Annotated in this window: 23 protein-coding genes; 9 read left to right on the top strand and 14 right to left on the bottom strand. The window is 63.1% G+C overall.

The features are described 5' to 3' along the window. Positions 1 to 759: a phosphate ABC transporter ATP-binding protein PstB gene (pstB, locus tag D0Y96_RS02680; protein ID WP_117297775.1), complete on the top strand. Its 759-nt coding sequence runs from the start codon at positions 1 to 3 to the stop codon at positions 757 to 759. Continuing rightward, positions 759 to 1,451, top strand: a complete 693-nt coding sequence (gene phoU / locus D0Y96_RS02675; RefSeq protein WP_117297774.1) for a phosphate signaling complex protein PhoU — start codon at positions 759 to 761, stop codon at positions 1,449 to 1,451. Before pstB ends, phoU begins: the two co-directional genes overlap by 1 nt. An 11-nt stretch (positions 1,452 to 1,462) precedes the next feature. On the opposite strand, the gene D0Y96_RS02670 is transcribed toward phoU, so the two are convergent. After that, the gene (locus tag D0Y96_RS02670) at positions 1,463 to 5,038 is read right to left on the bottom strand and encodes a UvrD-helicase domain-containing protein (RefSeq protein ID WP_158562142.1); all 3,576 of its coding nucleotides are present in this window, start codon (positions 5,036 to 5,038) and stop codon (positions 1,463 to 1,465) included. Further along, positions 5,025 to 7,760, bottom strand: coding sequence for a PD-(D/E)XK nuclease family protein (locus D0Y96_RS02665; protein ID WP_158562140.1), 2,736 nt, complete (start codon positions 7,758 to 7,760; stop codon positions 5,025 to 5,027). The genes D0Y96_RS02670 and D0Y96_RS02665 overlap by 14 nt, the downstream gene beginning before the upstream one ends. A gap of 32 nt (positions 7,761 to 7,792) precedes the next feature. On the opposite strand from D0Y96_RS02665, the gene D0Y96_RS02660 reads away from it, so the two are divergent. The 5 genes from D0Y96_RS02660 to D0Y96_RS02640 all read left to right on the top strand — a co-directional run bounded on the left by D0Y96_RS02660 (position 7,793) and on the right by D0Y96_RS02640 (position 12,145). Further along, positions 7,793 to 8,722 carry an SCO family protein gene (locus D0Y96_RS02660; RefSeq protein ID WP_350448952.1) on the top strand — a complete coding sequence of 310 codons (930 nt, stop codon included), beginning with the start codon at positions 7,793 to 7,795 and terminating at the stop codon, positions 8,720 to 8,722. Continuing rightward, positions 8,719 to 9,219, top strand: coding sequence for a gluconokinase (locus tag D0Y96_RS02655; RefSeq protein WP_117297770.1), 501 nt, complete (start codon positions 8,719 to 8,721; stop codon positions 9,217 to 9,219). The genes D0Y96_RS02660 and D0Y96_RS02655 overlap by 4 nt, the downstream gene beginning before the upstream one ends. A 99-nt stretch (positions 9,220 to 9,318) precedes the next feature. Then, positions 9,319 to 9,696, top strand: a complete 378-nt coding sequence (locus tag D0Y96_RS02650; RefSeq protein ID WP_117297769.1) for a hypothetical protein — start codon at positions 9,319 to 9,321, stop codon at positions 9,694 to 9,696. Between the two features lie 28 nt (positions 9,697 to 9,724). Next, positions 9,725 to 11,593, top strand: a complete 1,869-nt coding sequence (locus D0Y96_RS02645) for an ABC transporter ATP-binding protein (protein ID WP_252263392.1) — start codon at positions 9,725 to 9,727, stop codon at positions 11,591 to 11,593. A 96-nt stretch (positions 11,594 to 11,689) separates the two neighbouring features. Continuing rightward, the gene (locus D0Y96_RS02640) at positions 11,690 to 12,145 is read left to right on the top strand and encodes a DoxX family protein (RefSeq protein ID WP_117297767.1); all 456 of its coding nucleotides are present in this window, start codon (positions 11,690 to 11,692) and stop codon (positions 12,143 to 12,145) included. Between the two features lie 9 nt (positions 12,146 to 12,154). Here the strand turns inward: D0Y96_RS02640 and D0Y96_RS02635 are convergent, their stop codons facing one another. Further along, positions 12,155 to 14,311: a M28 family metallopeptidase gene (locus D0Y96_RS02635; RefSeq protein ID WP_252263391.1), complete on the bottom strand. Its 2,157-nt coding sequence runs from the start codon at positions 14,309 to 14,311 to the stop codon at positions 12,155 to 12,157. A 145-nt stretch (positions 14,312 to 14,456) separates the two neighbouring features. Beyond that, positions 14,457 to 14,858, bottom strand: a complete 402-nt coding sequence (mscL, locus tag D0Y96_RS02630) for a large conductance mechanosensitive channel protein MscL (RefSeq protein ID WP_117297766.1) — start codon at positions 14,856 to 14,858, stop codon at positions 14,457 to 14,459. Positions 14,859 to 15,064: 206 nt separating this feature from the next. Here mscL and D0Y96_RS02625 point away from each other — a divergent pair, with 206 nt between their 5' ends. Then, positions 15,065 to 15,769, top strand: coding sequence for a CoA transferase subunit A (locus D0Y96_RS02625; RefSeq protein ID WP_199480152.1), 705 nt, complete (start codon positions 15,065 to 15,067; stop codon positions 15,767 to 15,769). A 27-nt stretch (positions 15,770 to 15,796) separates the two neighbouring features. Here D0Y96_RS02625 and D0Y96_RS02620 read toward each other — a convergent pair whose 3' ends face one another. Both D0Y96_RS02620 and D0Y96_RS02615 read right to left on the bottom strand, forming a co-directional pair. Continuing rightward, on the bottom strand, positions 15,797 to 16,135 hold the full coding sequence (locus tag D0Y96_RS02620) for a hypothetical protein (RefSeq protein WP_117297764.1): 339 nt from the start codon (positions 16,133 to 16,135) through the stop codon (positions 15,797 to 15,799). Between the two features lie 7 nt (positions 16,136 to 16,142). After that, positions 16,143 to 16,865, bottom strand: coding sequence for a CoA transferase subunit B (locus D0Y96_RS02615; RefSeq protein WP_117297763.1), 723 nt, complete (start codon positions 16,863 to 16,865; stop codon positions 16,143 to 16,145). Positions 16,866 to 16,879: 14 nt separating this feature from the next. Between D0Y96_RS02615 and D0Y96_RS02610 the strand changes: the two genes are divergently transcribed. Continuing rightward, a complete protein-coding gene (locus D0Y96_RS02610) occupies positions 16,880 to 17,182 on the top strand; it encodes a permease (protein WP_117297762.1) in 303 nt (100 codons plus the stop codon). A 2-nt stretch (positions 17,183 to 17,184) separates the two neighbouring features. On the opposite strand, the gene mtnA is transcribed toward D0Y96_RS02610, so the two are convergent. From mtnA to D0Y96_RS02570, 8 genes are all read right to left on the bottom strand, one after another. Then, on the bottom strand, positions 17,185 to 18,243 hold the full coding sequence (gene mtnA, locus D0Y96_RS02605) for an S-methyl-5-thioribose-1-phosphate isomerase (RefSeq protein ID WP_117297761.1): 1,059 nt from the start codon (positions 18,241 to 18,243) through the stop codon (positions 17,185 to 17,187). 687 nt (positions 18,244 to 18,930) lie between these two features. After that, a complete protein-coding gene (locus tag D0Y96_RS02600) occupies positions 18,931 to 19,221 on the bottom strand; it encodes a YXWGXW repeat-containing protein (protein WP_117297759.1) in 291 nt (96 codons plus the stop codon). Positions 19,222 to 19,376: 155 nt separating this feature from the next. Further along, entirely contained in the window at positions 19,377 to 19,640 is a 264-nt protein-coding gene (locus D0Y96_RS02595; RefSeq protein ID WP_117297758.1) for an anti-sigma factor family protein, read from the bottom strand. After that, complete coding sequence (locus D0Y96_RS02590; RefSeq protein ID WP_252263390.1) at positions 19,631 to 20,263, bottom strand: sigma-70 family RNA polymerase sigma factor; 633 nt, start codon at positions 20,261 to 20,263, stop codon at positions 19,631 to 19,633. The genes D0Y96_RS02595 and D0Y96_RS02590 overlap by 10 nt, the downstream gene beginning before the upstream one ends. A 64-nt stretch (positions 20,264 to 20,327) precedes the next feature. Beyond that, entirely contained in the window at positions 20,328 to 20,834 is a 507-nt protein-coding gene (locus D0Y96_RS02585) for a DoxX family protein (protein WP_117297757.1), read from the bottom strand. 37 nt (positions 20,835 to 20,871) lie between these two features. After that, the gene (locus D0Y96_RS02580; protein WP_117297756.1) at positions 20,872 to 21,747 is read right to left on the bottom strand and encodes an HvfC/BufC family peptide modification chaperone; all 876 of its coding nucleotides are present in this window, start codon (positions 21,745 to 21,747) and stop codon (positions 20,872 to 20,874) included. Then, positions 21,744 to 22,631: an MNIO family bufferin maturase gene (bufB, locus tag D0Y96_RS02575; protein WP_117297755.1), complete on the bottom strand. Its 888-nt coding sequence runs from the start codon at positions 22,629 to 22,631 to the stop codon at positions 21,744 to 21,746. The genes D0Y96_RS02580 and bufB overlap by 4 nt, the downstream gene beginning before the upstream one ends. A gap of 83 nt (positions 22,632 to 22,714) precedes the next feature. Further along, the gene (locus D0Y96_RS02570; protein WP_158562138.1) at positions 22,715 to 23,020 is read right to left on the bottom strand and encodes a hypothetical protein; all 306 of its coding nucleotides are present in this window, start codon (positions 23,018 to 23,020) and stop codon (positions 22,715 to 22,717) included. Positions 23,021 to 23,056: the final 36 nt, after the last annotated feature.

The raw sequence follows: 23,056 nt of genomic DNA, 5'->3' as shown, positions 1-23,056 counted from the left end.
GTGGGTGTCGGCATCGAAGTCAGGAACCTGAACGCCTGGTATGGAGCCAACCATACGCTGCAGGATATTAACCTGCACATTCCCGCAAACCAGGCGACGGCGCTCATCGGTCCCTCCGGTTGCGGCAAATCGACCTTCGTGCGCTGCCTCAACCGGATGCACGAGACCAATCCCATCGCCAAAGTCACCGGATCGGTGCGCATCGGCGAAATTGACATTTACAGCGATGCTTCGCCGGTCGAGATCCGCCGCCGCATCGGTATGGTCTTTCAGCGTCCGAACCCCTTTCCGACCATGTCCATTTACGACAACGTCGCCTCCGGCCTGCGGCTGAACGGCTTCCGCAACCGGCGCGTGCTGGACGAGGTGGTCGAGCGCTCGCTGATCCACGCCGCGCTGTGGGATGAGGTGAAGGGCGATCTGAAGAAGAAATCGGGCGCGAGCCTCTCCGGCGGCCAGCAGCAGCGTCTGTGCATTGCGCGCGCGCTTGCCGTCGATCCGGAGGTGCTGCTGATGGATGAGCCGGCGTCGGCGCTCGATCCCGTCTCCACCTCGAAGATCGAGGATCTGATCTTCCAGCTGAAGGCGCAGTACACCATCGTCATCGTGACGCACAACATGCAGCAGGCCGCTCGTGTGGCAGAGCGCACCGGATTCTTCCTGAATGGAAAACTTGTCGAGTTTGATTCGACCCACAAGATATTCACAAATCCGGGAGACAAGAGGACGGAAGATTACATCACGGGCAGGTTTGGATAATGCGACTCAGATTCCGGCAAAGCCTCGATGACCTGAAGGAAAAGCTGCTGGTGATGGCCGGTATGGCAGAACAGGCGATTCAGCGCGCGATTGAAGCCTATCGCGTCCGCGATACTTCCATCTGTGACCTGGTCGATCGCGGCGAGCTGGCCATCAACCGCCTGGAGCGCGAGATCGACCAGATGGCGCTCGACCTGCTCGCGATGGAGCAGCCGATGGCCATCGACCTGCGCTTCATCCTTGCCGTAATCAAGATCAACGCGGACCTGGAGCGTGTGGGCGATGCGGCCCGCAGCATCAGCGACCGCGTGCGCGAGCTGCAGGCCTTCCCGGTGGCCGATCTGCCGATCGATATTCCGCGCATGGCCAGCCTCGCCGGCTCCATGGTGCGCAAGGCGCTGCAGGCCTTTATCGAAGCCGACGCCCAGACCGCCGAAACCGTGCTGTCGATGGATGACAGCGTGGACAAGCTGAACGGAGCCGCGCATTACACGCTGCTGACGCTGATGAAGAAGGAGCCGAATCTGACTCCGCAGGCGCTGAATGCGCTGATGATCTCGCGCAGCCTGGAGCGTGTGGCCGATCACGCGACGAATATCTCCGAAGACGTCATCTTCTGGGTGCGCGGCGCCGATGTCCGCCACAAGATGGGCGAGAAACCGGCGACCGAGAAGACCGGCACGCGGAGCTGACTCCTGCCGAGCTAGCCTTCGGCGTCCGGGTCCCACCAGTCCAGCACGGCGATCTGCGGATAGCAGAGCCCCAGCCGCAGCGGCGTTTCTCCGCCGTGGATCGCGCGCAGAACCCGTCCATAGGCCAGAAGCTGAGGCGCATACAGCGCACGCTCCGCGCGCACGAAGGATTCGCGCTGTGCGGCGGAGCTCGTGGACGGAGCGCTGGTCTTGTAATCGATCACCCAGAGATACTCCGATCCCTGAGTCAGAGGCCGCTCCCCCGCGCGGAAGATGCGGTCGGCGCGCAGCGTGCGCAGCACACCCTCGGCCATGCCGGTCCACGATGCCTCCGACTGCGCCCCGGCGTGCGGCTCGAGCGTCCAGCGGCAGACGGGATCGGCGGCGCAGGCCAGCAGCATATATGTCACCGTCTCTGTTGCATTCTGAAGCGTGTCTTCAGACAGCGCCGCGGCACGCAGCAGCGATGCGGCGTGCCTGCGGATGAGGCCGGCATCCGGCGATCCGGCAGCCAGCCGCGGACCGAGCCGCTGCAGCAGAGCGTGAACCGTTTCGCCGAGGATGCGCGCGAGGCGCGAGCCCTCGGGGCGCCGCCATGCGGCCTCTTCACCGACGGCCTCGATATGTGTGCCGAGTACAGTTACATTTTCTCCGCGAGGGTGAAGATCGATCCTCGAAGAAAGACGGCGCAGCGTAAGCGGCTTCGCCGGGGCCGCGGCGGCGGCCAGCTGAACGATACCCGGAAGCGGGACAACACCGGGAACCGGGGCCGGATCAGGGAAGGCCAGCAGATTATCGGGCTGTCTTTGCGCGGCGGAGAGAAACTCCGCTTCGAGAGCCGGCCATGCAGACTGGAGCAGGCTGTCCGCCGTCTCCGGCTTCACGCCCGAGCCGTTTACCGCGGCTGTGCCCAGCAGGTGCAGCTCCCGGCGGGCGCGCGTACAGGCGACGTAAAAGAGCCGCCTGCGCTCTTCATCGAAGCGGATCTGCCGTTGTCTGCGCACCCACCGGTAAAGCGGATGCGTGTCCTCGCCGCGCAGTCCGATCGGCGCGACGAGAAACTCGTCTTCCTCGTCGTAAGGGCTGATGCGCTCGAGCGAGCAGATGAGCGGCTGCGCGTCCGAGCCCGAGCCGCGATCGAGCCCAGGCACGATGACGGCATCGAAGCCGAGCCCCTTCGCTCTGTGAATCGTCATCAGCTGCACGCCGCAGCGCTCGCTGACGGCGGGATCGGGCTGTGCGAAGAGCTTCTCCAGCTCTGCTTCGAAATCTCCGGAGAGCAGATCGGCTCCGCCCGGAGCGGCTGCGTCGAGCAGAGAGAAGAAGACCTGCGTGTTCTCGTACGATACGGCGTCGATACAGGCAGGGCCGCCGAGGGTGCGCCACGTCCGCTCGATCCATGACGTGAAGGAAGGCGACTGCGACTGGCGCCAGCGGAGCCACGATGCCTGACGCATCACGTCGAGGATATGGCCGGCGCGCCGCCGTCCTTCTTCTGTCAGCAGCGGCAGATGCCGCTCGATGAGATCCGGCATGGGGGTGCGCTTCCATTGCGGATCGTCTTTGCCGGTGAGCGTGTGCAGCTCTTCGAGCGTAAGCCCGCACCAGGGCGCGCGCAGCACCGACAGCCATGCGGTGCGATCCATGGGGTGCAGCAGAGCGCGGGCGAGCGACAGCAGATCGCGCAGCTCCTGGCGCTCGGCCAGCTTCTCGATATCGACGGCGCGAAAGGGAATGCCGCGATGACGCAGCAGCGGCACGAGCTGCGCCAGATGGCTGCGTCCGCGCACAAGAACGGCGACGCGATACTCGCCGCCGGAGGCGCGGGCGTCTTCGATGGCCGGCAGATGGCGCTCGATGATCTCGACGACCTGCTCCGCTTCCTGCTCGCGGGCTCTCTGCCGGTCGGCTTCGGTGACTGCTCTGTCCGGTGCGCCGATGATCTGCGGATGCACATGCACGGCGGCGGGCTCAGTGGCTTCCACGGAAGCCTGTGAGGGCGAGAAGGGAACGGCCGCCGACCCGGGAACGGCCTCGCCGTCGAAGACCTGCCCGAAGATCTCGTTGAGCGGACCGGTGAGGCCCGCGTGCGAGCGGAAGTTGACGAGAAGGCGGACCGGCTCACAGGCGATGGCTTCCTCGTTTCCGATACCGCGCCGCTGCACCTGCGTAAAGAGCTCGACCTCGGCCTGGCGGAACATGTAGATCGACTGCATGGGATCGCCGACGAGGAAGCAGGTGCGTCCGTCGCCCGGCTCCCAGGCAGAGAGCAGCGTCGAGATCAGCTCGTGCTGACGGCGCGAGGTGTCCTGAAACTCATCGACCAGAAGGTGGCGCAGGTTGCCGCTGAGGGCGAGCAGACGGTCGGGATTGCTCTGCCGCAGCACGTGCAGCGCGTCGAGGCTGACCTCGGTGAAGTCGACGGTATTACGCTCGGCGAAGAGCACGCGCAGCTCGGCGATGGCGTGCCGCAGCGTGAGAAAGAGACGCTGCAGCGTGGTCCATTGCTCTTCGCTGTAACGCGCGGGAGGAAGCCTGCGGACGGCGCGCAGCGCGTCGAGCAGATCGGGCATCTGTGCGAGGCGGCCGAGGAGGAACGTCATGGCTTCCTTGCGCTGCTTTTTTTCCGAGCCCGCGGCTCCCGGAGGAAAGCCCTCCGGCGCCTGCACGCGCTTTCTCCACTGATCGCTTTCCGTCAGCAGGAAGTTGCAGATGCAGAGCCAGTGGTCGACGGGAAGCGCTTCCGCTGCGGGCAGCGTTTTCAGCTCGGCCAGCAGAGCGACGCGCTCGTTCTGGTTTTCGCATGCGTAGCGCGCCAGATCGAGCAGCTCGCGCACGAGGAAGGCATCGGAGGTCAGCAGCTCATGCGCTCTGCTGAGAACGCGGTTGACCTCACGGCGAAAGGGAAGCTCGAGATGAGAGCGGACGAAATCCCAGTCGATCTCCCCCGCCAGCGGAAAGGCGTGCTGCCACTGGTCGCGCTGCGCCAGCATATCGGCAAGCAGCCGCTCGCAATCAGCCAGATTGTTGTCGCGAAGGCGCAGCAGATGAGCGACGGCTTCGCTGAGCGCGGCGTTGTCTCCGCCCAGGCGCCCGAGGGTTCGCCGCGCCGCCAGAGCATAGAGAGGACCGGAGTCTTCGGTGGGCTGCAGATGGCCGCCCAGCCGCGCCAGCAGCGGCTGATCGTGCGCGATGCGCAGACAGAGCGAATCGATGGTCTCGATGATGAGGCGATGCGGCTGTTCGAGAATCCGCCAGCCACGGCGGCAGGCGTGGTCGAGCGCGGCCCGCGCCAGATCGATGCGTTCCGCATCTTCGGGTCTGCCGCTGCGCAGACCGGCGGCGGTTTCCAGATCGGAGAGAATGCGCGAGCGCATCTCGGCGGTGGCCGCGCGGGTAAAGGTGATGGCGAGAATCTCCTCCGGCTCATTCACGACGGCCAGAAGTCTGAGGAAGCGCCGCGTGAGCAGATCGGTTTTGCCGGAGCCGGCGGGAGCCTGCACGATGACCGATTTCGCGATGTCGAGCGCCGTGTCGCGCTGGTCCTGATCGGCGGGCAGAGAAGAGAAGAGGTCAGGCATTCTCATCGCGGTCCTCCACTTCCTCGCCGTCCTCATCTTCGCCGGGGTCGCGCTCCGATTCGGCGATGCGGCAGAGTCCGGGCAGCGGACAGTACAGGCACACTTTGCTGTCGCGCGGATCGACCGAGGCTTCTCCGCGCAGAAAGTCTTCGGCCAGATGGCGCAGCGCCTCTTCCCAGCCGTCGCGCATGGCCTCGGTATACGGCTCCTTCATCATGGTGGAGGTGGCTTTCAGCGTTGCATCGAGGCGTTCGGCTGCGTTGCGCACGCGCCCCTGAAAGCCGGTTTTGCCGGCGCGGATCTGAGCGAAGAGCAGGCCGCTGACGTGCGGCACATTACCGTAGACGGCATAAAGAGGCAGCTGCGGCTCTTCGGGCCGCTCGCCGCGCCACGCAGCCGCGGAGACCTCGCCGGTCTTGTAGTCGATCAGCAGCCGGCTGTCGTCGGGCAGGCGGTCGATGCGGTCCGCGCGCAGGTTAAGCCGCAGATCGCCCACATGCACGTCATGCAGCTTCTGCTCGCAGGCTTCCACGGTAAAAGGCTGACGCCGCGCTTCGATCTGCAGCCACTCCTCAAGACGCATGTGCAGGCGCTGCTGCTCTGAGATGAGGTAGGCCTGCATCCATGAGTCATCGGAGGCACTGCTGACCAGAGGAGCAAAGGCGGCAGCGATGTGGAGGTCGAGTATTGCGTCGAGGCGGTTCTGTGCGAAAGCGGCGAGCAGATCGTCGTGGGTGCGCAGGGAATCCGGCTCCGAGCCGGACCAGAGGCGGCGCATCACATCGTGCAGCAGATTGCCGCGCTGTGCTGCGGACAGGCCCCACTCGTGGCTCTTCCATGCCTCGGCGCGCAGGCGTTTGGTGGCAAATGCCTGGAAGGGGCATGCGGCCTGGCTGCGCAGCACCTCGGAGCCGCCGGCGGTCTTCTCCTGCGGCCAGGGAAGCGTGCCGGAGGTGTCCGCGATCTCTTCGAGCGCGGCGGCATGGTGCACCTCTTCCGCCGGCCACAGATCGGCGGCAAACAGCGGCATGGTTCCGGGAGCAAAGAGCGCGGCAATCACCGGCGAGGGGCGCAGGTCGCCGTCTTTGTCGCGCTGCGGATAGCTGAAGACGATCTGCGCGGCGCTGGCCAGCAAGCGGCGGGTGATGATCTGCGCCAGCTCCGGATCGGTCTCCGGCGCGGCGTGCGGCATGCCGTACTGCCGCTGCACGGCGAGGGGCAGAAGCGGATGCGGGCGTCCGCGCATCGGCCAGCTGCTCTCGTCGGCGCCCAGAAACCAGACGGCGTCGAACTGCTGTCCTGAAGCCTCGAGCGGCCCCATGATCTGCACCGGAGCATTGCGCGACTCGGGCGCGAAGATGGTCTCCTCTGCCTGGCGGCCGAGCAGCCGCAGAAACGCGTCACAGCGCATGCGTGTGCCGTCGTAGTCGAGCAGAGCGACCTCATCGAGCAGATGCTCCCAGCGCTTCAGCGCCTGGAACTGCACGGAGTCGGCCGGGCGCGGGCCGGGCCAGCCCGCAGTGCGCAGCAGATGCTGCGCCAGCTCCGTCCACGTGGCGGGAGCGCGCTCCTGGCTTTGCAGCTGGTTCGCCGCCGCGGCCTGGACAAGCTCGTTCAGCCGCGTGCGAACAGGAGCGAGCGCCGGATACTTCGCCAGGGGAAGCATGCGCGCGTACCGTTCGAGCGAAAGCTCCGGCGAGGGCAGAGGCGAGTTGCGCAGCTCCGCATCGAAGCGCGCCAGCGAAAGCAGCGCTGTCTCCTCGGCCACGAACCCTGAGAGCATCAGCCAGGAGATCTCTTCTTCGCGCAGCGGACCGGCGGCCCAGTGCAGCAGCAGCGATGCGGCGCGGATGACGGGAGTCTGCGCCAGAGGGCGTCCGAGCGAGAACTCGAAGGGCATCGCCGCCGGATCGGCGAGGATGTCTTCGCTCTGCGGCATCAGCATGTGGCGAAAGATGCGCTCCATCTCGCCGCGCACCGCGTCGATGCTGGTGACGATGATGCCGATGCGCGGCGTCCGCCCGGCCGTCTGCAGCAGATCGCGCGTCCACTGCGCACAGGCGTGGATTTCGCTGCGCCGGTCTGCGGCGGTGACCCACAACTGCCGCGTGGCCGGGGATTCAGGCGCGAGCTCCCGCACGCGAAGGCCGCGCGCGGTGAGCGCCGTCAGCAGCCGCTGCCGGGCGGGCCGCATGCGGTCGAAGCCGGCCAGCACGATCTCTTCGGGAAGCGGCAGTCCGTCGAGCGCAGCGGCGAGGCGCGATTCCAGATGGCTCTCACTGATCCAGCTCCGCCTGCGGCATTCGTCGTCGAAGGCCGCTGCCCACAGGCGGAAGTGTTCGGCGTCGGCCTGTTCCCAGGCGGTGTTCCGGCTGCGGTGCGCCTCGTACTGGCCCAGCAGCTGCCAGGCCTGCTGCGCCAGCGCCGCCATGCTCTCCGGCGAGACGACCAGCGCGGCGTCCTCGCCCTGCATGCGCTTCCACAGCATGTTTTCCTGCAGGGCAGAGAGCAGCAGCGGAGCCTCCGGATGCAGAAAGCTGTACTCGCGCCACAGGTGGCGCAGCCACGTCTTCCAGTCGAAGATGGCGGGCGTCGGCCAGGCATCGCGTCCGCGGGCATGCTGCTCTTCGGCAAAGTCCAGATGCAGTGCGCGGGCCGCGCGCGGGCCGGCGGCGATGACCGCGGCACCCCGTTCCAGCGCATCGAGGATGACCGCGGGCATCTGCATGGGAGTCGATATCCTCAAGTGTAAACTGACAGGTGGCATCCTATCCGGTACGGCTGCTGGCCGCATGCGCCCTGAGTTTCCCGCTGCTTCTTGCGGGTTGCCGTCATTCTTCTTCCGCGCCGCAGAGCGCGCAGTCCGTCTCCGGCATGAAGCAGTATCACGTGCGCGGCATTGTCGTCTCGACCGATCCGTCGACGGGCGAGGTGATGCTCGATACCGATGCGATCCCCGGCTTTATGGAAGCGATGACGATGCCGTACAAGCTGAGGCAGCCGGACGTGCTCAGCGAGCTGCATCCGGGAGACACGCTGACGGCGACGCTGCTGGTTCCCTCCGATCCAGCCTCGAACCAGGAGGCGCTGCTCGACGAGATCGACGTGATCGCGCAGCGGCAGCCGGATTACAAACCGGCGGCGCAGTTTCATCCGCTCAATGCGGGCGATGCGGTTCCGGATTTTAAACTGCTCAACCAGAATGGCCGCACTATCCATCTCGGCGAGTTTCACGGCAAGGTGCTGCTGGTGACCTTCATCTACACGCGCTGCCCGCTGCCGGCATACTGCATCCGCATGAGCCGCAACTTCGCGCAGATCGACAAGGCGCTCGCCGCCGATCCGAAGCTGTATGCGGGTACGCATCTGCTGAGCGTGAGCTTCGATCCGGAGAACGACACGCCGAAGGTGCTGCGCAGCTATGGCAGCGGATATATCGGCAGCGATGCGGAAAAGGCCTTCCGGCACTGGGACTTTGCCGCTCCGCCGCAGCCGGAGCTGGCGAAGGTGCTGCAGTTTTTCGATGTAGGCGTAACGCCGGAGAAGGATCACACCATCACGCATTCGCTTTCGACGGTGGTGATTGCGCCGGATGGAAAAGTCTACAAGTGGTATCCAACCAACGACTGGACGCCGGACCAGGTGCTCGGCGACGTCAGACAACTCATATCAGGACAGGCTCACGGATGATTGCGATAGTGATGGGTGTAACGGGATCGGGGAAGACCACAGTGGCCAACGCGCTGGTGGCGCTGACGGGCTGGCACTTCGCCGAGGGAGATGACTTTCACAGCGAAGCCAACAAGAAGAAGATGCATGCCGGCATTCCGCTCAATGACGAGGACCGCGAGCCGTGGCTCGAAAGTTTGCATCAGGTGCTGCTGGGCTGGCATCAAAAGGGCGAAAGCGGAGTCATGACCTGCTCCGCGCTGAAGCAGTCGTACCGCGACACGCTCTCTGCCGGGCTTCCGCAGGGTTCGTATCACTTCGTGCTGCTGGAGGCGCCGGTTGCGGTTCTGGAGGAACACCTGGCCAACCGGAAAGGGCACTATATGAATCCCGGACTGCTGCAGAGCCAGCTCGATACGCTGGAAGAGCCAAAGGACGCGATCCGCGTCAATGCGACGCATACGCCCGAGGAGCTGGCGCGGGAGATTCTGAGCCGGATCGAGGCGGCAAAGCACTGACGGACCATTGTTTTGCGGGTCCGGTATGGATCGCACTTTGAATGCTGCGGTATTGACCGTACTGCTTATGCCCTATTCTGTTAACGAGGCACATTCTGCATGGCAAAACTGACGATCGTCTTTGGTCTGATTCTGATTCTCCTTGGTATTTTCGGCTACGTGGGCACGGGCAGCCAGCACCCCACGGCGCTGATTCCGGCCTACTTCGGCATCGCTCTGGGTATTCTCGGCGGTCTGGCGATCACAAATAACGCAAAGCGGCGCATGCTGATCATGCACATCGCCGTCACCATCGGCCTGCTCGGCTTTCTGGGCACGGCAAAGAGCATTTACGACTACTTCCGCATGACGGTCGAGCATGTGGAGTTTCCTTTTCCCGCTGCGGTCGAGGCGAAGACGGCGATGGCCGTCATTCTGCTGCTGTATGTGCTGCTGTGCGTCCGCTCGTTTATTCAGGCGCGCCGGGCGAGGGCATAGGCCAGAGCCAGCCATGCGGATGAGCACGATGTCGGCGAAGTCAGAGCGCTCCACGTCTTCCCGCGGAGCTATTCGCGCCGCGGCCGGAGACACGCCGAAGAAGAAGCCGGATCTCCGCAAGGTGATGCCCGAGATCTGGCGGCTGATTCGTCCACGCCGCTGGCTGCTGCTCTTCGGACTGGCGCTGATGGCGATCAATCGCGGCGCCGGGCTCATTCTGCCGCTCTCCACCAAATTTCTGATCGACCGCGTGCTCGGCCCGCATGGCACCCCCGGCCTGCTGATCAGGCTGGTAATCGTCGTATTCTCGGCGACCGCGGTGCAGGCCGTCACTTCGTTCTCGCTCACGCAGCTGCTCTCGAAGGAGGCGCAGCGCATGATCGCCGATCTGCGCAAGCAGGTGCAGCAGCACATAGGCAGGCTGGCGGTCAGCTTTTACGACGCCAACCGTACCGGCGTGCTCGTCTCGCGGATCATGAGCGATGTGGAAGGCGTGCGGAACCTGATCGGGACCGGACTGGTGGAGTTTGTAGGCGGGCTGCTGACGGCCGTGCTGGCCTTCTTCTTTCTGCTGCACAGCAGCCGCAATATGACGCTGATCGTCTTCTCCGTCATCGCGGCCTTTGTCTTCATTCTGCAGAAAGCCTTCAAGACCATCCGCCCCATCTTCCGCGAGCGTGGAAAGATCACGGCCGAGGTTACGGGCCGTCTGACGGAATCGCTCGGCGGCGTGCGCGTCGTCAAGGGCTATCACGCGGAGCATCGCGAGGCGGGTGTCTTTGCGGGCGGAGTGCACCGGCTGCTGGACAACGTGATGCGCTCGCTCACCGCAACCAGCCTGATGTCGCTGGCCGCGACCACGGTGCTGGGCATCGTCGGCGGCCTGGTCATGCTGATCGGCGGGCACGAGGTCATCGGGCACCGCATGACGACGGGCGGCTACTTTCAGTACACGATGCTGCTGGCCTACATGATCGCGCCGGTCTTCCAGATCGTGAACATCGGCACGCAGCTTACCGAAGCCGTCGCGGGCCTGGACCGCACGATGGAGATTCTGAGCGAGAAGGACGAGTTCGGCGATCCGGCGCGCGTCAACGTGCTGCGCGAGATTCACGGCGAAGTGCGCTTCGAGGATGTGCACTTTGCCTACGAGCCGGACAAGCCGGTGCTGCACGGCATCTCGTTCGAGGCGCGTCCCGGCACGGTGACGGCGCTGGTGGGCTCATCGGGCTCGGGCAAATCGACGATTATCAGCCTCATCTGCGCCTTTCACACGCCCGACCCGGGCCGCGTGCTGGTCGACGGCATCGACTTGGCCACGGTGCAGCTCGACAGCTATCGCAGCCAGCTTGGCGTGGTGCTGCAGGAGTCGTTCCTCTTCGACGGCACGATCCGCGAGAACGTGATGTTTTCGCTTCCCGATGCGACCGAAGAGCAGTTTCTCTCCGCCTGCCAGATCGCGCGTGTCGATGAGTTCGCCGAGCGTTTTCCGGAAGGCTATGACACGATCGTCGGCGAGCGCGGCGTAAAGCTTTCCGGCGGGCAGCGCCAGCGGCTTTCGATCGCCCGCGCCATTCTTGCCGATCCGCGCATCCTCATCCTCGACGAGGCCACCTCATCGCTCGACTCCGAATCGGAGGCGATGATTCAGCAGGGGCTCAGCTACCTGATGCAGGGCCGCACCACCTTCGTGATCGCGCACCGCCTCTCGACGATTCGCCGCGCCGATCAGATTCTGGTGATCGAAGGCGGGCGCATCATGGAGCGCGGCACGCACGAAAGCCTCTACGCGCTGGGCGGCCGCTATTACGATCTCTACACGCGCCAGCATGGGCTGGAGACGAATCTCTTCCTCGCTCCCGGCGAGGGCGATACGGTCGAAGAGACGGCAAAGTAACGGCGCGGCGGCTGCGCTTCTTTGCATGACGCCCGCATGAAGAGATCGATCTTTACCGCCGCCGACACGAAGCGAAGCGCGCTTCCGCTCTAAGATGTGGCCAGAGCCGCAGGAGGGCTGTGCGTGCGGGCCGTCATTCTCATTCGCATTCTGGTGGGCTGGGTCTTCGTTGCAGAAGGCGTGCAGAAGCTGCTTTTTCCGCAGACGCTCGGAGCGGGCCGCTTTGCAAAGATCGGTATTCCTGCGCCGCACTTCACCGCGCCCTTTGTCGGCATCGTCGAAATTGTCTTTGGCGTGCTGGTTCTGATCGGCCTCTTCACGCGACTCGCCGCGATTCCGCTGCTGGTCGTCATTCTGACGGCGATCGCGACCACGAAGATTCCCATGCTGGTGCATCAGGGCATCTGGCCCATGCTGCATGAGGCGCGCACAGACTTCAGCATGCTGCTCGGCCTGCTCTTTCTGCTCTTCAGCGGAGCCGGCGCGTATTCGCTCGACGCAAAGCGCGTCCGCAAAACGCAGAGCCCCGCTGCACTGCGCAGCAGGGCCTGATCCAAAGAACTACTGCGCCGCGGCCTGGAGCGTAGCCGTCGCGCGCTGAATGGCCTGGGTCAGCACGGCGAGCTGCGCCGCTGCCCGCGCGCTGTCCTTCGCGTCAATCGCCTCGTTCACTCCGGGAATCACGACGGCGGCATAGCCCGTGTACTCACCCGGAGCGTAGATCGTGTGTTTGTACCACGGACGGTTCGGCAGCCCCTGCTCGGAGAGAAAATCCCCCTCCACCTGACGAAGCTTTGCGTTGAATGCAGCCATATCCGCGCCGGGATGGTCCTGCTTCTGCCTCACCAGACCGGCGGCGGCGATGAACTGCTGCACGGCGGCCCCGGCGGCGCTGAAGTCGAGTCCGGCGACATTATTGTTTGCGGCCGATTTCTGCGCCGCGTCCAGGTAGTCGGCGATCTCTTTTCCGTAAGTCACGTAGTCGTAAGGCAGCACGTCGGCGTCGGCCATGTGCAGCACTTCGAGTCCGAAGACACGCGCCATCTCCTGCTCGTAAACGAAGGTGGGGTCGGCGTTCAACGTGAACCAGGCAAAGTCATCGAAGACGGAGTGATAGACGCCGTAGGGCCCGCTCGATCCCACGTCGGTCGAAGGCACGCCGAGGTGCTGAATGAAGGGCGTGTAGTCGGAGCCGCTGCCGAGATCGCCCACCTCGACATCGCCTGCCGCGCCTGCGGCAGCGCCGTTGTTGCTGTGCGTGGAGCTTCCGTTGCCGCTTCTGTGGTGCTCTTCGTTCTCGTCTGACTTCTTCCACGCGTCGTAGACCGTGCCGCCCTTCGGGCTCGGCACCTCCTTCGTGACATTGCGGATAAACTCCTTCAGCGAAGGCACGGCCGCAGCCTCGAAGTTCGGTCCGGCGACACCGACATCGGTATTGAAGTACGCCACGGCGTGCTCCAGCTCCTTCGCGTGGTCTTCGGCCCATTCGGTCGAGCCGATCAGCCCTTCTTCCTCAGCGTCCCAGCTGCAGAAGAGAATGCTGCGCTTGGGCTTCCAGCCCTGCTGCAGCAGCGCTCCCAGTCCGTGCACGGCCTCGAGCATGGCCGCCGTGCCGCTGTTGGGATCGACCGCGCCATAGACCCACGCGTCGCGATGATTGCCCGCGATCACCCACTCATCGGGAAATTCCGTGCCTTTGACTCTGCCGATCACGTCCCAGATAGTGCGGTATTTGTAATCCATTTTGAGCACCATGTGTACCTTCACGCCGGGGCCGACGTGATAGGTGAAGGGCAGAGCGCCCTGCCAGCCATGAGGCACATCGGGGCCGGTCAGGTGTTCGAGAATCGGCGCCGCATCGTGGTAGGAAAGCGGCTCAGAGGGGATCTTCGGAAGGTTCGGTGCATTCTGCGGAGAAAGCCGCTCGGAGGCCGGCAGATCAGGCCGCGAGGCTACCCCGGGGGTGAGCGCATCGCCGGGATACTTAAAGAGATACTGCACCGCGCCGCGCTGCACCGAGGTGGCCGGACGGTACGGTCCATGCGGATACATATCGCCGCGGAAGTAGCCGTCGTCGGCGGGGTCGGAGTAGATGAGAACTCCGGCGGCGCCATACTGCTGCGCGATGTAGACCTTTACGCCGCGAAAGTTGGCGCCATAGCGCACCAGAACGATCTTGCCGCGCACATCGATGCCCATGTCGGTGAGTTTTTTAAAGTCTTCGGGGCGTCCATAGTTCGCGTAGACCACCTCCGCCGTGACATCTCCCGACGGAGACGAGCCGTTGAAGGCGGGCGTGACACGCGAATCGCTCTGATAAGGATCGTCGTCCACGTGCTCCGGCACGGGACCCTTCATCAGCTCAGCGCCATTGGAGCCGAAGGCCTCTACGCTGACCGAAATTGGCATATTCAGCCACGCCTTATAGGGAACGATGCTGGTTTCGAGGCCGGCTGCTTTGAATTTGCCCGCCACGTACTCCGCTGTTTTGTAGTCTTCGGGCGAGGCCGCAATGTGCGGCTCGGCGGTCAGGGTTTTCAGCTCTTCACCGGCCAGCTTTGCATCCGGAATGGCCAGGAAGCTCTGGTCGATCTTTGCCTGCCGCGCGAAATTCCGGTAGCCGGGAAGGCTGGACGGCATGGTGGCGGTTTGCGCGGGCAGCAGAACGGCGGCAAGCGCGAAAGATGCGCACAGCACAGGAACGCGATTCAGGATCAAAGGACCGCTCCTCGAAGAGAAACGAGTACGACTTCGTGAAGAAGCCAGATTAACAGAGACGTAATCCGAGGGCGGTAAAGGGGGAACGAGAAAAGGGCGCAGCAGACCGGGGGGAGTCTGTCTGCGCCGGAACGGCGAATCCTGATCAGACGACGGGCTGCGTGCAGTGGGAGCAGCGCTTCGCAGCCACGGGAATATCGCTGAGGCACTCCGGGCACGACTTCGTGGTCGGCGGAGCGGCCTGCGAGGGGCGGAACCTGCGCAGCAGCGCGTTCAGCGGCAAAACGACGAAGAAGTATACGGTTGCGGCGATAAGCAGGAACGAAATGAGCGCATTCAGGAAATCGCCGTATTTGATTTTGCCGCCGTGAACGGTGAGCACCAGATACGAAAAATCAGGCTTCTGCACGATGGCTGCAATCAGCGGAGTGATGATGTCGGCCACCAGCGCGGTAACGATGGCGCCGAAGGCGGCTCCAATCACCACGGCTACTGCAAGGTCCACTACGTTGCCACGGAGAATAAAATCGCGAAACCCCTTTAGCATGCAAATCTCCCTTCCTGTGACAAAATCGCCGTAAGAGCAGGGCTGCCGCTTCCTGCCCAATCCGGTCTGGCTCATCCTAACCTGGTTTTGCCCCTGCCGCCTTGCGCTCTTTGATCCATCCCTGGGCTGAGGAGATGGCCAGCCGCCGTCTTTTCGCCGCCTGGCGCAAATCCTGGCCGTTGGGTATCCTTCGTCCGGAGGCGGCAGTGAAGAAGGTTTTTGAAAATGCAGATGCGGCAGTCGCCGATATTCCCGACGGCGCGACCCTTATGCTGGGCGGCTTCGGCCTGTGCGGTATTCCTGAGAACCTGATCGCCGCCCTGGTGCGCCGCGGCGTCAAAGGGCTGCGCACCATCAGCAACAACATGGGCGTGGACGGCTTCGGCATGGGCCTGATGCTGGAGGCCGGCATGATCGCCGCGCACACCGGCAGCTACGTGGGCGAAAACAAGCGGCTGGAAGAGATGGTGATTCAGGGAAAGATCGACCTGACGCTGATTCCGCAGGGCACTCTGGCCGAGCGCATCCGCGCGGGCGGCGCCGGCATTCCGGCCTTTTACACGCCGGCCGGGGTCGGAACCCTGGTCGCCGACGGGAAGGAGACGCGCGAGTTCGACGGGCATCCCTATCTGATGGAGCGCTGGCTGCGCGCCGACTTTGCCCTGATCAAAGCCTGGAAGGGAGATACGGCCGGCAACCTCATCTACCGCCGGACGGCGCGTAACTTTAACCCGATGATGGCGACGGCGGCGAAGATCACGATTGCTGAGGTGGAAGAGATCGTCGCGCCGGGCGAGATCGATCCCGATCACGTGATTACGCCGGGAATATACGTCCAGCGCATCCTTCGCGGGGAGACGTATCTGAAGCGCATCGAGCGCCGCACGGTACGATCCGCGGCAGCAGGCTGAGGCCGGGACAACGCAGGCCGATTGGGCTCAGTGCTGGTTCGGCGTGTTCATCTGCTGCCGGATCTGCTGCTGCATCTGGTCGCACAGGTCGCGATAGCGGCGGACGAAGCGGAAGTCGGCGAACAGCGTTGCGCCCGCCACCAGGATGCAGGCAAAGAGAAACCACCGCTGCCGCGATGCCTTGAACTTATTCATCTGCCGGAAGCAGATGGAGATGAGAAAGGCGGCGAGGGTGGCGAGGATGGTCAGCGGCGCCAGGCGGGTGCAGTCGACCCCTTTGGAGTGCAGCATGATCCAGCCCGAGGCAATGGGCAGGCCGAGAGCGACCGCGGCGGTGCTGAGAATACGGGGAGGAAGTCCGAACATGCGGCGGCTATCCTGCCATTTCTTTCAGGCCAGGACTGATCTTCAGCGCAGCTTCGGTTGCGCGCTGCACCTGTTCCACGGTTATGCCGGGAGTGATCTCTTCGAGCACCAGGCCCTGCGGCGTGACTTTGATCCACGCCAGCTCGGTCGCAATCGTATCCACGACGCGCAGGCCGGTGAAGGGCAGTGAACAGTGCTTCAGAATCTTCGGGCTGCCGTCTTTCGTGGTGTGCTCCATCGCGACGATCACGCGTCGTGCTGACGCCACCAGGTCCATGGCGCCGCCCATGCCCTTGACCATCTTTCCGGGGATCATCCAGTTGGAGAGGTTGCCTTCCTCGTCGACTTCCATCGCTCCCAGAATGCTCAGATCGATGTGGCCGCCGCGGATCATGCCAAATGAATCGGCGCTGGAGAAGCAGGAGGTTCCGGGGAGCTCGGAGACCGTCTCCTTGCCGGCATTGATCAGGTCCGGATCTTCCGTTCCCGCCTCGGGATAGGGCCCCACGCCGAGCATGCCGTTCTCCGACTGCAGCACGACCTCGATGCCGGGAGGGACATGGTTGGCTACCAGTGTCGGCATGCCGATGCCGAGATTGACGTAATAGCCGTCGCGCAGCTCGCGGGCCACGCGCCGCACAATCCGCTCGCGTTTTTCGGCATCACGCTGCTTCGCGGCCGCCCGGGCTTCAGCATCCTGCCCCGAATTGGATACAGTGGAAGTTGTCATTTCCGCTCACCCCCATGCCCTTTGCAGTTTTCAATATACGGAGAAAATCACTGGTACGGGCAACGGGTGTGGTCATTGCCAGCATAACGATGGCCTTCCTCTTCTCCGGATTTCCCAACATTCACCCCTCGCTCCTGCTTCTGATCCCCACAGTGCTGGTCTTTTACGGCACCTGGGAGACTGCGCGGTGCCTGCGCCTGCGCTGGAGCTTCTATCACGGAGGAGTGATGCTGCTGCTTTACATGGACGTCATGGCCATCGTCATGATCCTCTTTCTGCTGCTGTACCCGTATGCCGGCTGGCTGGAGAGAACGTAGCCTCAGCCGTTGACCGCTGCCGCCTGCAGACGCGCGAGCGATTCCTCATAGGGCTGCCGCAGAATGCCGAATTCTGTGATGATCGCCGTGACATATTTTGCCGGAGTCACGTCGAAGGCCGGATTGACGATGCCGACGCCATGAGGCGTGAGCTGGCGTCCGGCATGGTGGGTGACCTCGGTGTGCGGCCGCTCTTCAATCGGAATATCGTCTCCATGCGGAGTATCGAGGTCGATCGTCGACAGCGGGGCCGCAACATAAAACGGAATGCGGTGCTCCTTCGCGAGCACCGCTACGCCGTAGGTTCCGATCTTGTTGGCCACATCGCCGTTGGCGGCGATCCGGTCGGCTCCAACGATCACGGCGCCGATCTTTCCCTGACGCATCAGGCTGGCGGCCATGTTGTCGCAGAGCACCGTAGTGGGGATGCCGTCATGCATCAGCTCCCATGCGGTGAGGCGCGCTCCCTGCAGAAAGGGCCGCGTCTCATCGGCATAGACATGAATATCGTGTCCGCGCTCCACGGCCGCGCGAATGACGCCGAGCGCGGTGCCATAGCCGCAGGTGGCCAGCGCGCCCGCATTGCAGTGCGTCAGCACGCCGCCGCTTTGGGGCAGCAGATCGGCGCCGTGCGCGCCCATGGCGCGGCATGCGGCGATATCCTCGTCATACATCCGCTGCGCTTCCTCGATCAGCGCCGAGCGAATGCCGTCGAGCGTAATGCCGGGCCGGGCCGCGAGCCGGGAAAAAGTCGTTTTCATGCGATCAATCGCCCAGAAAAGATTCACTGCAGTGGGGCGCGTGTTCGCCATGACATCGCACATGATGTCGAACTCGTCGGATAATGCGGCGATTGTAGCGGCAGTGCTCTTCTTTACGCCCAGTGCGAGGCCCATAGCGGCGGAAACGCCGATGGCCGGAGCGCCGCGCACCACCATCGTGGTGATCACATCGGCGACATCACGATAGGTCGCAGCCAGCACATACTCTTCTTCGAGCGGCAGCCGCGTCTGATCGACGAAGCTCACTCCCTCATCTGTCCATTTCAGGGTTGGAATCATGCTACGGACAGTGTAACGTTTGAGAGACTAATTTTCCTGATGGGTTGCGTGAACCGGCAGAGACTCTCTGCGGTCACGGTTTCTGCCTTCTTTGCAGCAGGGTGAAATTCACAATAAAACGGAAGCAAGACTGCATCCGGCAATGGAAAAAATTGTCGAGACAGTGTCCAAATCAGAGTAAGCGCATCTGTTATTGAAGCATTTCTTTGGGCCAGGCATCCGTGGAAATCCAGAGAGGCGTCCTCCCCCAGGGAAGATCCTTGTTTCCTCAGGCGCGGACATATTGATCAGGAAGAATGACTCAAAAGAAGCTGCAGTGTCCCAAATGTGAAGAAGTGGAACTGACCAGGGTAGCGCGTCGGGGATTCCTTCAGGAATTCATTTATCCCCGTTTCGGACTTTTTCCCTGGGAGTGCGGGCAATGCAGGCAGGTATTTCTCATGAAAGCCCGTGGGAAAAGTTACCGGCGCACCCGCTCGAAGAAAGAAGAGCTGACGGAGAAGAACTGACGACAGCTCTGTAAAGCAGGCTGCCTTCGATGCGCACGGAGGCAGAGACAGGCCAGACTGGAGATAAAACAGAGGAGCCGCTCTTCCATCCGGGGAGAGCGGCTCTTTTCATGCGTGGGCATATCTGCGGAGCGGGTTAGTAGCCGTTCTGTCACTCTGCAGCATCAGGAGAACTGCTTTAGTAGCGCCAGCGTCCGGGAATCCAGGCATAGCCGCCGGGCCGTGCATCCCAGTGGCCGGGAATCCAGACAGCGCCCGGACGGGGCGGCCGATCCCAGCGTCCGTGAACCCAGGTATACCGATGACCATCCCAGCGGTGATAGCCGTCAATCCAGACATAGCCGCGCCGCTCATGTTCGTGATGCTCCACGATCGGCGGGGGAGGCGCGACCCTGACGATGATCTGAGCAAATGCCGCGCTTGTGCTGAGAACAGCAGCAGCGACGGTCATCAGCAGAAATTTCTTCATATGTTGAAGCTCCTTTCGCATACAACAGACCCGAATTTTCCCGGCACCACATTGTATGGGATGCCAGGGTACGGGAAAGTGAACACGCATTCCGGACCGGGGTTGCGATGCTTTCGGGACAGCTTCCTGGAGTCGCGATTCGAAGCCGGGCGGAATCAGCCGTCTGCGGGCTGCTCCGGAGCTTCTTCAGCGATGGCCAGAGCGAGACGCGCATGCAGACGGCGGCTGAAATCCACCGGCAGCTCGAAGACGCGATCGTCGGCCATCAGGATGATCACGTTGCGCGTCGAGTCGAGCACGGCCGAGCAGATCTCGCAGGTTTCGAGGTGGTGCTCCACGTCGGCGCGCACCTCGGGAGAGAGCGAGCCGTCGATGTATTCGGAGATGCGGTCCCACACGTGCCTGCAGTTCAGGACCATGGCCACCTCCAGCGCGAGCGTCGCTCCGGTTTGATGGCTGCGCGCAGCTTTGGAACGAGAATCTTCTGCAGCATCAGCCTTGCGCGGTGCAGGCGAACCTTGACCAGGGAGATGGAGATCCCCAGAGCCTGCGCCGTTTCGCTGACGTTCATCTCTTCCATATCGCGGAGGATCACGACCTCGCGAAAGGTCTCGGGCAGCGAGGCGATGGCCTCCTGCAGCAGCAGGCGAATCTCGCCGCGCTCCAGCGCAGCCAGCGGCACCTCGCGCCAGTCGGTCAGAACGGCGGGCGTCACCTCCGCGCCGTCTTCTGTTCTTTCGTCGAGCGAGTCGGTGAGCGCGCTTTTGCTTCTGCGCAGCCGCAGCCGGGCCTCATTCAGCGTGATGGCGGTAAGCCAGGTGCCGAACTTCGATTCGCCGCGAAAGCTGGCCAGCTTGCGATAGGCGCGCAGGACGGCCTCCTGCACAATGTCTTCCGCCTCCGCCTCGTTCTTCACGACGGAAAACGCCGTCAGATAAATCCGCCGCTCATAGGGGCGGATCAGATCGTGAAACCTGTCGCGCTCGCCGGCAAGGATGGAGGCGATCAGCTCCGTCTCAGGATGGCCCGCGACCAGCCCCATGCTGGAATCAGTCATCATCATCGAAGAGACAGCAGCACGACGGGAGAATCTCCCTTCGGCGCTGTCAGTTTCTGCTCCTGTGTGCGAGCCAGTAGTCGAGCGAGAAGAAGCCGGCGCCAAAGATCAGCACGATCAGCGCCGCAAACAGAAAGGTAAACGGATCGGCCTCGTAGAACTTGCCGGGATCGCTCAGAAAGCTGAGCAGGGCGTCGCGGTCCGCCGTGAGATAGGCCATCACCATATTGACGGTCAGCACCAGACCGGTCACGCGGGTGAGCAGCCCAAGCACCAGCAGAATGCCGCCCGCCAGCTCGATGGTGCCGACAAAGGCCGCGGTGAAGTGCGGGAAGGGAAGTCCCAGGCTCGCGAAGAAGCTGGTGACGCGCGTCAGGTGTCCCAGGTGCCCGATGCCGGTCTGAATGAACTGCCATCCCCAGTAAAGGCGCACAAAGAGCAGAAACGGAGAGCGCAGCTTCGCCGTTGCGCTGAGGAAGCTGCAGTACCAGCACGAGATTTTGCCGGCAAATCCCGAACGGTCCGATGCGGCTGTGGAGGAAGACGAACTGCCCATGAGACGTACCTTTCTCTGCTTCGCGAAGAGGCGCCGCTTATTTTGTAAACCAGCCGAGCACGGCCCAGGTGGAAAAGGCCTGCTGCAGGAAGGAGCTGCGCTCCTCTTCGGGAATCTCGCTGCCCGTGAAGGCGTAGTCGAGCGCTTCGCCGAGCGGTCTGCCGTTCAGCAGCGATTCGAGCAGGCGATACTCCTCCCGCTGCAGCCGCTTGTAATACACGGAGTTCTGATGACGATGAACGGCCAGCCAGATCTGTTCCGGAGCCACGGCCGCCACACGCCGGACGTGCTTCCGTCTGCGCGCAATGCTGGCGTTGTTGCTCGATGAGTCGCTGCTGCCGTCTTCATTGCGCAGATCGATCAGCAGATCGTCCACCGGATACTGCAGAGAAAGCAGGCGCAGATACGGCTGCAGGCGGAGCTGCGAGTTTTCGTTGATCGCGATCAGCTCATCTTCGTTCAGCAATGGATCGGCCGCCGAGTCGAAGGCCTCGATGTGCGCCCACTCCAGCCGCGCCATGTCGAGCGCGAGCACGGTGTGCGGCGCGGTCATCTCCGGATGAGCGCCGAGCCAGGCTTCGAGGTGCGATCCGAGGTTGCGCAGCGTGAAGGACTCCGAAGGACGCTCGGTGAGGTAAGCGCGCATCAGCGCATCGAACTTCGCTCGGCCCACGATGGCGAGCAGGCCGGGGAAGTCGTCCTCGAAGGAGTCGTAGAGCCGGAACCAGTACTGGCGGTTGTAAATCTCCAGCCGCTCGAAGGAGGTGAGCCGGTCATTCGGCTTAATGAAGCTCTCGGCTTCAGCGTTGTTGAGTTTACCGTCGCTCCGGCGGCGCGGCATCGTTTCGGCTTTGGTCAGAGGGTGCATCACCGCCGCGGCCATGCGGCGCTGAATATCGAGCAGCTGGCTCATCGCGCGGCTCCCTGCAGCTCAGGCTGCGCCGCATCGGCCTTTGCTTTCGGAGTGACGGCCTGCAGAAATTCATTCGCCTTCAGCGCTTCGTCATGTACTTCGTCAAAGCTGGGAATCCTGTCGTCCCACTCGAGCAGAGTGGCGGTCGGGCCGCAGCGCTCGATGGCGCGGGCATAGAGCTTCCACACCGCAGGCAGCACGGGATGATCGTGCGTGTCGAGGATGTACTTCTCGAATTTGCTGTGTCCGGCGATGTGAATCTGCGCGACGCGCTCGGCCGGAACGTGGTTCACATACGTGAACGGATCGAAGCTGTGATTCTGCGAGGAGACGTAGATGTTGTTCACGTCGAGCAGGATGCCGCAGTCGGCGGCCTCAACCACTTCGGTCAGAAACTCCCACTCCGTCATCTCTGAGACATGAAACTCGGCGTAGCTGGAGACATTCTCGACGACGACCGGAACTTCGGTGAAATCCTGCACCTGGCGGATCTTCTCTGCCGTCACCTTCACCGCCTCCCATGTATAGGGCATGGGCAGAAGGTCGTGCGTGTAGCGTCCGTCGACCGATCCCCAGCAGAGATGGTCGCTCAGCCACGGCGTCTTCGTGCGCCGCACAAGCTGCTTCAGGCGCTTCAGGTGTTCGCGGTTCAGCGGATCGGCGGAGCCGAAGTACATCGAGACGCCGTGCTGCACGACGCGATACTGCTCAAGAATCCTGTCGAGTATTTCGAGCGGCCGTCCGCCATCGATCATGTAGTTTTCCGAGATGATCTCAAACCAGTCCACGACCGGCTTTCTCGAGAGAATGTGCTGATAGTGTGGAACGCGAAGACCGATTCCGACACCGTACTCGGTAAAACCGTTGAAGCGATTTGCAGGCACAGCAGACCTCGCAGGCGGGATTCGAAAGGGCCACGATGGGCTGTGACCCTTTCTGAAAGGAGTGAACTACAGGAACATCCGAACTACGAAGGCATCTTGGAGCCGTCAGTGGCGCAGCCGCCCTTGCCCTTGCAGCTGTTCTTGCCCTTGCAGCCATTGTCACTGCTCTTGCAGCCGCCCTGGCCTTTGCAATCGTTTTGGCCTTTACAGGCATGCTTGGCTTTCTTGGCCATGAGCGAAGCGCTGCCGAACGACGCTTTGCCCGCCGTGACCGCCGTGGTGGTGCTGGCGGAGGTGGTTGCTGCCTGGGTCATGGTCACGCCACTGAACAGACCAGATACCGCTGCGGCAACCATCAGGGTCTTCATCGAATATTTCATGTTGGTCATTCCTCCATGTATTTGCAGATCCAGAACCATGCGCTC

Source organism: Paracidobacterium acidisoli (genome assembly GCF_003428625.2).
Classification (GTDB): domain Bacteria; phylum Acidobacteriota; class Terriglobia; order Terriglobales; family Acidobacteriaceae; genus Paracidobacterium; species Paracidobacterium acidisoli.
The sequence above is the reverse complement of the archived record's forward strand: the minus strand, read 5'-3'. Positions and strand labels throughout refer to the sequence as shown.

Bases quoted from the DNA above. Each gene is read 5' to 3' on its own strand.
- phoU (WP_117297774.1), top strand. From the start codon at position 759: ATGCGACTCAGATTCCGGCAAAGCCTCGATGACCTGAAGGAAAAGCTG.
- D0Y96_RS02670 (WP_158562142.1), bottom strand. From the start codon at position 5,038: ATGAGAATGCCTGACCTCTTCTCTTCTCTGCCCGCCGATCAGGACCAG.
- D0Y96_RS02665 (WP_158562140.1), bottom strand. From the start codon at position 7,760: ATGCAGATGCCCGCGGTCATCCTCGATGCGCTGGAACGGGGTGCCGCG.
- D0Y96_RS02655 (WP_117297770.1), top strand. From the start codon at position 8,719: ATGATTGCGATAGTGATGGGTGTAACGGGATCGGGGAAGACCACAGTG.
- D0Y96_RS02650 (WP_117297769.1), top strand. From the start codon at position 9,319: ATGGCAAAACTGACGATCGTCTTTGGTCTGATTCTGATTCTCCTTGGT.
- D0Y96_RS02645 (WP_252263392.1), top strand. From the start codon at position 9,725: ATGTCGGCGAAGTCAGAGCGCTCCACGTCTTCCCGCGGAGCTATTCGC.
- mscL (WP_117297766.1), bottom strand. From the start codon at position 14,858: ATGCTAAAGGGGTTTCGCGATTTTATTCTCCGTGGCAACGTAGTGGAC.
- D0Y96_RS02620 (WP_117297764.1), bottom strand. From the start codon at position 16,135: ATGTTCGGACTTCCTCCCCGTATTCTCAGCACCGCCGCGGTCGCTCTC.
- D0Y96_RS02615 (WP_117297763.1), bottom strand. From the start codon at position 16,865: ATGACAACTTCCACTGTATCCAATTCGGGGCAGGATGCTGAAGCCCGG.
- D0Y96_RS02610 (WP_117297762.1), top strand. From the start codon at position 16,880: ATGCCCTTTGCAGTTTTCAATATACGGAGAAAATCACTGGTACGGGCA.
- mtnA (WP_117297761.1), bottom strand. From the start codon at position 18,243: ATGATTCCAACCCTGAAATGGACAGATGAGGGAGTGAGCTTCGTCGAT.
- D0Y96_RS02600 (WP_117297759.1), bottom strand. From the start codon at position 19,221: ATGAAGAAATTTCTGCTGATGACCGTCGCTGCTGCTGTTCTCAGCACA.
- D0Y96_RS02595 (WP_117297758.1), bottom strand. From the start codon at position 19,640: ATGGTCCTGAACTGCAGGCACGTGTGGGACCGCATCTCCGAATACATC.
- D0Y96_RS02590 (WP_252263390.1), bottom strand. From the start codon at position 20,263: ATGGGGCTGGTCGCGGGCCATCCTGAGACGGAGCTGATCGCCTCCATC.
- D0Y96_RS02585 (WP_117297757.1), bottom strand. From the start codon at position 20,834: ATGGGCAGTTCGTCTTCCTCCACAGCCGCATCGGACCGTTCGGGATTT.
- D0Y96_RS02580 (WP_117297756.1), bottom strand. From the start codon at position 21,747: ATGAGCCAGCTGCTCGATATTCAGCGCCGCATGGCCGCGGCGGTGATG.
- D0Y96_RS02570 (WP_158562138.1), bottom strand. From the start codon at position 23,020: ATGACCAACATGAAATATTCGATGAAGACCCTGATGGTTGCCGCAGCG.